Origin of the sequence: Burkholderia sp. Ac-20353 (assembly GCF_017104785.1) — a bacterium.
GTDB lineage: Bacteria > Pseudomonadota > Gammaproteobacteria > Burkholderiales > Burkholderiaceae > Burkholderia.
Window position 1 is genome coordinate 1 of record NZ_JAAGPL010000376.1, and the last position, 3,651, is coordinate 3,651.

The window sequence follows — 3,651 nt, forward strand, 5'->3', positions numbered from 1 at the left end:
CCCAGCCGCACCACGACGACAAGCTCGCTCGCCCGGCGGCGGTCGCATCGGGCGGCGAGGTCAGCTCGATCCGCGTCGGCGTCGAGTAGGTCGATCAGCTGATCAACCTCGTCGGCGAGCTCGTGATTACGCAGGCGATGCTTGCGGAGACCGCGAGCGCGTTCGACCCGGCGCTGCACGACCGCCTGTTCAACGGGATGGCGCAGCTCGAACGCAACGCACGCGACCTGCAGGAAGCGGTGATGTCGATCCGGATGATGCCGATGGATTACGTGTTCAGCCGCTTCCCGCGGCTCGTGCGCGATCTCGCCGGCAAGCTCGGCAAGCAGGTCGAGCTCGTCACGTTCGGCCAGGCGACCGAACTCGACAAGAGCCTGATCGAGCGGATCATCGATCCGCTCACGCACCTCGTGCGCAACAGCCTCGACCACGGGATCGAGACCGTCGACAGGCGGCTCGCGGCCGGCAAGGACTCGGTCGGCCAGCTCGTGCTGTCGGCCGCGCATCACGGCGGCAACATCGTGATCGAGGTCAGCGACGACGGCGGCGGCCTGAACCGCGAGCGGATCCTCGCGAAGGCCGCGAAGCAGGGCATGCAGGTGTCCGACAACATCAGCGACGACGAAGTCTGGCAGCTGATCTTCGCGCCGGGCTTCTCGACCGCCGAGACGGTGACCGACGTGTCGGGCCGCGGCGTCGGGATGGACGTCGTGAAGCGCAACATCCAGTCGATGGGCGGCCATGTCGAGATCTCGTCGCAGGCGGGCCGCGGCACGACGACGCGCATCGTGCTGCCGCTCACGCTCGCGATCCTCGACGGGATGTCGGTGAAGGTCGGCGGCGAGATCTTCATCCTGCCGCTGAACTTCGTGATGGAGTCGCTGCAGCCGTCGGCCGACGACATCTACACGGTCGGCAACGGCGAGCGCGTGGTGCGCGTGCGTGGCGAATACCTGCCGCTCGTCGCGCTGCACGAGGTGTTCTCGGTGGACGACGCGCGCACCGACCCGACCCAGGGGATCGTCACGATCATGGAAACCGAGGGCCGCCGCTTCGCAATGCTGATCGACGAGCTGGTCGGCCAGCAGCAGGTGGTCGTGAAGAACCTCGAAACGAATTACCGCAAGGTGCACGGCATCTCGGCGGCGACGATCCTCGGCGACGGCAGCGTCGCGCTGATCGTCGACGTCGCGGCGCTGAACCGCGAAACCCGTGCGACGCACGGCGCCAGTTCCGGCGCCGCGCTCGCGATGTTCTGACTCTCGACATTCAACCGATTGGGGGCAAACGTGTCTGCTGAAGTCCAAATGATCAATCCGGCCGCGGCGAATGCGGCCACGAGCCGCCGCGACGCGGAGCATGGCGACGCGACGGGTCAGGAATTCCTCGTGTTCACGCTCGGCGACGAGGAATACGGGATCGACATCCTGAAGGTGCAGGAAATCCGTGGCTACGACAGCGTCACGCGCATCGCGAACGCGCCCGACTTCATCAAGGGCGTGATCAACCTGCGCGGGATCATCGTGCCGATCGTCGACATGCGGATCAAGTTCCATCTCGGCCGCGTCGAGTACGACCACCAGACCGTCGTGATCATCCTGAACGTCGCGCATCGCGTGGTCGGGATGGTGGTCGACGGCGTGTCCGACGTGCTGACGCTGTCGACCGACCAGATCATGCCCGCGCCGGAATTCGGCGCGACGCTGACGACCGAGTACCTGACGGGCCTCGGCACGGTCGACGGCCGGATGCTGATCCTGATGGACATCGAGAAGCTGATGTCGAGCCGGGAAATGGCGCTGATCGAGACGCTCGGCGTTTAAGGACGGTGCGCGCGCGTCGCGCGCGCAAGGAATCACGGGAGAATCTGCGATGCTGCAAAACTGGTCGATCCGAACGACGCTCACGGCGGTCGGACTCATTTTCGCTTGTCTCGCCGCGGCGGTCGGCGGACTCGGCCTGTTCGCGCTGAATCACGCGGGCCGTTCGCTCGACGCGATTGCGCACGTCGAACTGCCCGCGATCCATGCGCTCGACGACACGTCGTCGTACCTGCTGCGCGCGCGTGTGTCGCTCGACCGCTTCCGGTCGCTGACCGAGGCCGGCAACGTCGACGAGGCGCGCAAGGTGCTCGACCGCGCGCAGGAGCTGTACGCGAAGTCGACGCAGAACTGGCAGGCGTTCCAGGCGATCCCGAAGGACGACGTCGATGCCGCGCTCGTCGACGAGCTGAACGCGCGCTACACGACGATCGTCAAGGAAGGCGTCGAGCCGGAGTTCGCGGCCGCGCGCGCGGGCGACCTGGCCGGCTATCATGCGATCGCCGACACGAAGATCAGCCCGATGTTCGTCGCCTACGACCAGGCCGCCACGGCGGTCGTCGGCATGCTGCAGCAGCGCGCCGAAGCGCGCCATGACGCGACGCAGTCGCGTATCTCGCTGATGATCACGCTGATCGCCGCGGGCATCGCGCTGTCGGCGTTCTTCGTCGTCGCGATCCGCTTCGCGCTGCGCGGGCTGATCGTCCAGCCGCTCCGGGCAGCGGTCGCGCACTTCGAGCGCATCGCGGCGGGCGACCTGACCACGCCGGTCGAGGTCGTCGGCCAGAACGAAATCGGCCGCCTGTTCGCCGGCATCAACGCAATGCAGCAAGCGGTCACGACGATGGTGCAGGCGATGCATCGCGGCACCGAGTCGATCGACGTCGGCGCGCGCGAGATCGCGACCGGCAACATCGACCTGTCGCAGCGCACCGAGCAGCAGGCCGCGTCGCTGCAGGAAACCGCGTCGAGCATGGAGCAGCTGACGGGCACCGTGCGGCAGAACGCCGAGAACGCGCGGCAGGCGAGCCAGCTCGCGGTCAACGCGTCGGACATCGCGACCCAGGGCGGCGACGTGGTCGGCGAGGTGGTCGCGACGATGCAGGACATCGCGACGAGTTCCGGCAAGGTCGTCGACATCATCGGCACGATCGAGGGCATCGCGTTCCAGACCAACATCCTCGCGCTGAACGCGGCCGTCGAGGCGGCGCGCGCGGGCGAGCAGGGCCGCGGCTTTGCGGTGGTCGCCGGTGAGGTGCGTTCGCTCGCGCAGCGCAGCGCGGCGGCCGCGAAGGAAATCAAGCACCTGATCGGCGATTCGGCCGACAAGGTGCAGAGCGGCTCGGCACTCGTGTCGCGCGCGGGCTCGACGATGGACGAGATCGTGCAGGCCGTGCGCCGCGTGACCGACATCATGGGCGAGATCAGCGCCGCATCGGACGAGCAGTCGACCGGCATCGAGCAGGTCAATCGTGCGGTCGGCCAGATGGATGCCGTCACGCAGCAGAACGCGGCACTCGTCGAGCAGGCGGCGGCCGCGGCCGCGTCGCTCGAGGAGCAGACCCGCCAGATGAAGGCGATCGTGTCCGGCTGGCGCGTCGTCGGCGGCATCGCGCACGCGGCCGCGCCCGCGAAGCTCACGCATGGCGCCGCGCGTCCGGCGCCGCAGCCGAACGCGCTGCCGGCACCGGCGCCGGCCAAGCGCGCGGCAGCCGTCGCAGTCGAATCGAAGAGTGCGGCCGAAGGCGCATCGCGCAGTGTGGCTGACAGCCGCGCGCGCGCGCCGAAGGACGCGGGCCACGCTGGCCATTCGGGCCATTCGGCGCCGGCC

2 protein-coding genes and 1 pseudogene are annotated in these 3,651 nt (G+C 68.3%); all 3 read left to right on the top strand.

The genetic code is table 11. The annotated features are described in order from the left end of the window. Positions 1–1,259: pseudogene (locus G3N94_RS40300) on the top strand (chemotaxis protein CheW); the annotation flags it as partial. Positions 1,260–1,307: 48 nt separating this feature from the next. Continuing rightward, positions 1,308–1,823 carry a chemotaxis protein CheW gene (gene cheW, locus G3N94_RS40305; RefSeq protein WP_205799754.1) on the top strand — a complete coding sequence of 172 codons (516 nt, stop codon included), beginning with the start codon at positions 1,308–1,310 and terminating at the stop codon, positions 1,821–1,823. Between the two features lie 49 nt (positions 1,824–1,872). Next, on the top strand, positions 1,873–3,651 hold a 1,779-nt coding region (locus tag G3N94_RS40310; RefSeq protein ID WP_205799755.1), incomplete at its 3' end, for a methyl-accepting chemotaxis protein.